This is a genomic window from Pseudonocardia sp. KRD291 (assembly GCF_019263595.1).
Taxonomy (GTDB): Bacteria; Actinomycetota; Actinomycetes; order Mycobacteriales; family Pseudonocardiaceae; genus Pseudonocardia.
In genome coordinates, this window is the sequence record NZ_JADQDD010000365.1 from 1 (window position 1) to 5,364 (window position 5,364).

Below are 5,364 nucleotides of genomic sequence, written 5' to 3' on the forward strand. Positions count from 1 at the left end.
TCAGGGCCCGCCCCCGAGTCCGCCGCAGCTGCTCACCCACGAGGAGTCCGTCGGGCACTTCGGTCCGGCACGCGCCCGCGCGGATGCCGGCTCCGCGACGGCCGTCGCACCGGCCCCGGCCCGCACGGCCGGTGGCGGCGGCGGGCGTCCACCCGGCGGCCCCGGGACCGGGGACCGCGGCGGCGACGGGCCCGGACGCGGGCCGAGGAAGGGATGGAGGCGGATGCGCCGCTGGGTCTGGGTCCTGCTCGGCCTGGCCGTGATCGGCCCGATCCTGGCGTTCGCGATCGGCTGGCTGGTCTTCTCGGTGCCCAAGGCCGAGGACATCGCCGTCACCCAGGTCGCCAGCTTCACCTTCGAGGACGGGTCGCCGCTGGCGACCGTGCGCCCGGACAACGTCAACCGGACCAGCGTGACGCTGGACCAGGTGCCGGTGCCGGTGCAGCAGGCCGTGCTCTCGGCGGAGGACCGGTCGTTCTTCTCGAACCCCGGTTTCGACATCAGCGGCATCGGCCGCGCCGTGTGGAGCCAGCTCACCGGCGGTATCGGCGGTGGCTCGACGATCACCCAGCAGTACATCAAGGTGACCACCGGGCAGGACCAGTTCTCGCTGTTCCGCAAGTACCGGGAGGTCGTGCTCGCGGCGAAGATCTCCAAGGAGTACACGAAGCAGCAGATCCTGGAGAACTACCTGAACGCGATCTACCTGGGTCGCGGGTCCTACGGCATTCAGGCGGCCGCTCAGGCGTACTTCGGCAAGAACGTCGGGGACCTCAACGCCTCCGAGGGCGCCGTGATCGCCGGCCTGATCCAGTCGCCGTCGCGGTGGGACCCGGCGAAGAACCTGGAGCGCTCCACCCAGCGGTGGAACTTCGTGCTCGACGGCATGGTCGCGCAGGGCTGGATGACCCCGGCCGACCGGGCGATGCAGACGTTCCCGCAGTGGAAGGAGCCCTCCAAGACCGAGGGCGGCATCCCCGGTGACGACCGAGGGCACATCTACAACCAGGCCCGCGCGGAACTGGACACGCTCGGGATCAGCGAGCAGGAGATCAACACCCAGGGTCTGACCATCACCACCACGATCGACCCGAAGGCCCAGCAGGAGGCGGGCGACGCGGTGGCGAAGGTGATGGAGGGCCAGCCCGGGAACCTGCGCTCGTCGCTGGTCTCGGTGGACCCGAAGACCGGCGCGGTGCTGGCCTACTACGGCGGCAAGGACGGCGTCGGCCTGGACTACGCGAACGTGCTCAAGCAGCCCGGGTCCTCGTTCAAGCCGTTCGTGCTGGCCGCGGCCCTGCAGGGGCCGAACCCGATCGGGCTCGGAACCACCTACGACGGATCCTCGCCGCAGACCCTCGCCGGCGCGACGGTCGCCAACTCCGAGGGCGAGAGCTGCGCGCAGTGCTCGGTCAAGACGGCGATGACGAAGTCGATCAACACCGTGTTCTACAAGATGGGTCTCGACGTCGGACCGGCCAAGGTCGCCGACGCCGCGCACCAGGCCGGCATCCCGCCCGACCTGCTGCCCAACCCGACCGGTGGCATCTCGCTGGGCGACCGGGAGGTGCACCCGCAGGACATGGCGTCGGCCTACGCGACGTTCGCCGCGGACGGCATGTACCGGGAGCCCTTCCTGGTGGCCAAGGTGACGGCGGGCGACGGCCGGGTGATCTTCGACCGGGGCGCGACCGAGACCGGCCGGCAGGCGATGGACCCCGAGGTCGCGCGCAACGTGACCGAGTCGATGACCGACGTCGCGAGCTCCTCGCGGATCGGCCTGTCCGGCGGCCGCCCGGTGGCGGCCAAGACCGGCACCGTGCAGAGCAGCACCGAGGGCCAGAACAACGACGCCTGGACGGTCGGCTTCACGCCGTCGGTCTCCACCGCGGTCTGGGTCGGGACCGACGACAACAGCCCGATCAAGAACTCGGCCGGACGCCCGATCTACGGCCGGATGCTGCCCGGTTCGATCTGGCAGTCGTTCATGGACGACGTGCTCGACGGCACGCCGACCGAGCGGTTCTCGGACTTCGAGCCGATCGGTCAGGGCCCCGCGCAGGAGGTCGACACCGCCCCCCGGACGTCGGAGCCGCCGACGAGTGCGCCGAGCCCGTCCAGCGAGAACAACGGTGAGGACCCCGGGGCCTTCCCGGGCTCGGGCAACACGGGCGGCAACGGCGGGGACTTCGGCGACGGCGGCAACGGCGGCAACGCCGGGGACAGCGGCGGTGACGGCGGCGGGGACGGCAACGGCGGGGACACCGGCGGCGACGGCGGGAACGGCGGCGACGGCGGGGACTCCGGTGGTGGTGACGGCGGCGGCAACGGCGGCGACGGTGGTGGCGGCGGCGACGGTGGAGGGGACAACTGAGTTTCTCCGATGAGACCGGTCTGCCACCCCGCGGCCCGGCCCGCCGGCCCCGCCCGACCGGCGCCCGCACGATCCCGACCTGGACCGAACCGCTCGCCGCCGCGGCCAGCCGCGTCGTCGGCGGCCCGCTCGGCCGGCACGCGCTGGTGGGCCGGGCCCGCTACTGGACGCCGCTGCGGGTCGTCCTGTTGCTCTCGATCGTCGTGCTGGCCCTGGCCTGGCTGGGCAAGTCGCCGTGTCTGCAGCAGTACCGCGACGCCGACGGCGCGTTGGCCCTGGACTGGCGCAACGACCGTCAGTACGTCGCGATGTGCTACTCCGACACCGTCCCGCTCTACGGCGTCGAGGGCCTGGCCGACGGCGGGCTGCCCTACCGCGACGCCTGGTTCGACGGCTCCGCCGGAGGTACCGGTACCGACGGCTCCCGGACCGAGCGCTACATGGAGTACCCGGTGCTCACCGGGTTCTTCCAGTGGGCCAACGCCCAGCTGACCGACGGCTGGCAGTGGCTGGCCGCGACCCTGCCGCTGCCCACGGCGCTCGACGTCGTCGTCTACTTCGACATCACGGCGTTCTGGCTCGCACTGGCGTGGCTGGCGGTCTGCGCGGCGGTGTACCACCTGCGCCCGGACCGGCCGTGGGACGCCGCCCTGGTCGCGTTGTCGCCGCTGGCGCTGGTGCACGTGTTCACGAACTTCGACGCGCTCGCGGTGGCCGCCGCGACCGGCGGGCTGGTCGCGCTGCGCGGCCGACGGCCGGTCCTGGCCGGGGCGCTGCTCGGGATCGGCGGGGCGCTCAAGCTGTACCCGTTGCTGCTGCTGTTGCCCGTCCTGCTGGTCGGCCTGCGCCGCCGCGACGACGGCGGGCTGCGCACCGCGATCCCGGTGATCGCGTCCGCGGTCGGCACGTTCGTGCTGGTCAACCTGCCGGTCGCGGTGCTGTGGTTCCGCGGGTGGACCGAGTTCTTCGACCTGAACCGGACCCGGCCCGCCGATCCGGACTCGATCTGGTTCGTCATCAGCTACTTCACCGGCTGGGCCGGGTTCGACGGGCCGCTGGCAAGTGGGCAGGTGCCGGTCGTGCTGGACACGGTCGTCGCGGTGCTGCTGGTCGTGGCGTTCACCGCCCTGGCGGTGCTGGCTCTGCGGGCACCGCACCCGCCGGCGGTGGCCGAGCTGTGCTTCCTCGCCGTCGCCGCTTTCCTGCTGGTGAACAAGGTCTGGAGCCCGCAGTACTCGCTCTGGCTGGTCCCGCTGGCCGTGCTCGCACTACCCCGCTGGCGGTTGCTGCTGGCGTGGATGACGATCGATGCGCTGGTCTGGGTGCCGCGGATGTTCCAGTACGTCGGGGTGGACGACAAGGGTCTGCCACCGGACGTCTTCCTGGCGACGGTGGTGGTGCGCGACGCCGTCGTGGTGACGTTGTGCGTGTTGGTCGTACGGACGATCCGGCGCCGCCCGGCGGCGTCACCGGAGGCGGACCCGCTGTGGCCGGCCGTGGTGCCGCACCGCTCGCCCGAGCCGGTGCCGGAGGCCGGTCCCGGCCGGTGAGGCAGGGTTGTCGTCATTGATCCGAGAAGAGGGGTGGAGCCGGTGGACCGGACCGGAGCACTGCGCACGGCCGTCGTCGACGCGCTCGCGGGGTTCACCCGGCGGGCGGCCGCCGACGCGGACCGGGACGGCCGCAAGACCGCTGCGGTGACGATGACGCTGATCCCCGCCGCCGGCGCCACCGGCGAGGGCCCGCTGGCCGACGAGCTGACGTTCCTGCTCACCCGCCGCGCGACGTCCCTGCGTGCGCACTCCGGCCAGTGGGCGCTGCCCGGCGGCCGGGCCGACCCGGGTGAGTCGATCACCGAGGCGGCCCGCCGGGAGGTGTCCGAGGAGGTCGGGCTCGACCTCGGCGAGGACCGGGTGCTGGGCCTGCTCGACGACTACCCGACCCGTTCCGGCTACGTGATCACGCCGGTGGTGCTGTGGGCCGGCGGCGCCGGTGAGCCGACCCCGAACCCGGACGAGGTCGGCTCGCTGCACCGGGTCCCGCTGCGCGAGATCGACCAGGAGCCGCGGTTCCTGACCATCCCGGAGTCGGACGCGCCGGTGATCCAGGTGCCGCTGTTCGACCGGTTCGTACACGCGCCGACCGGCGCCGTGCTCTACCAGTTCCGGGAGGTCGTGCTGCACGGGCGCGCCACCCGGGTGGCGCACCTGGAGCAGCCGGTGTTCGCCTGGAAGTGAGGCCTTCCGCGGTCAGCCGGCGGCGTGCTCACGCAGGTAGGCGATGTCGCGGGCCTGGCCGTCGGGCGGCGTCTCGACGATCACCGGTGCGTCGGCCGCTGCGACGACGGCGGCCAGGACGTCCGGCGGGATCGTCCCGGAGTCGATGTTGGCGTGCCGGTCGCGCGCCGAGTCGAACCCGTCGCGGGAGTTGTTCAGGTGCACCAGGTCGATCCGGCCGGTGATCGCCTTCGCACGCTCCACCACCCCGGCCAGCTCCTCGCCGCCGCAGAACGCGTGACAGGTGTCGAGGCAGAAGCCGACGTCGAACTCGCCGATCGCGTCCCAGAGCCGGCCCAGCGCGTCGAACCGGCGGGCCATCGCGTTGTCCCCGCCGGCGGTGTTCTCCAGGAAGATCGGGACGTCGAACCCGCCCTCGCCGGCCTGGCGCTCGACGAACTTGCGCCAGTTGTCGATGCCGACCGCCGGGTCCTCGTCGCGCGTGACGTGCCCGCCGTGCACGACCAGCCCGATCGCCCCGGCCTCCTTCGCCACTGCCGCGTGCTGTGTGACGATCTTGCGTGACGGGATCCGGATGCGGTTGTTCGGCGACGCGACGTTCGCGGTGTAGGGCGCGTGCACCACGACCGCGACGTCGGAGGCGGCGAGCTCGGCCGCCCTCGGGTGCGGCGGCGGCTTCTTCCAGCCCTGCGGGTCGGACAGGAAGATCTGCACGACGTCCGCCCCCACCTCGGCGGCCTCGGCCAGCGGGTC

At 72.7% G+C, this 5,364-nt stretch carries 4 protein-coding genes; 3 read left to right on the forward strand and 1 reads right to left on the reverse strand.

Going from position 1 to position 5,364, the window contains the following annotated elements; all coding sequences use genetic code 11:
• The 3 genes from I4I78_RS29730 to I4I78_RS29740 form a co-directional block, all read left to right on the forward strand.
• On the forward strand, positions 1–2,374 hold a 2,374-nt coding region (locus I4I78_RS29730), incomplete at its 5' end, for a transglycosylase domain-containing protein (RefSeq protein ID WP_275958030.1).
• 146 nt (positions 2,375–2,520) lie between these two features.
• Positions 2,521–3,924, forward strand: a complete 1,404-nt coding sequence (locus I4I78_RS29735) for a glycosyltransferase 87 family protein (RefSeq protein WP_308252437.1) — start codon at positions 2,521–2,523, stop codon at positions 3,922–3,924.
• A 42-nt stretch (positions 3,925–3,966) separates the two neighbouring features.
• Positions 3,967–4,611, forward strand: coding sequence for a CoA pyrophosphatase (locus I4I78_RS29740; RefSeq protein WP_308252438.1), 645 nt, complete (start codon positions 3,967–3,969; stop codon positions 4,609–4,611).
• A 12-nt stretch (positions 4,612–4,623) separates the two neighbouring features.
• Here the strand turns inward: I4I78_RS29740 and I4I78_RS29745 are convergent.
• Positions 4,624–5,364, reverse strand: a 741-nt coding sequence (locus I4I78_RS29745) for a deoxyribonuclease IV (RefSeq protein WP_218614827.1), incomplete at its 5' end; no start/stop codon positions are given.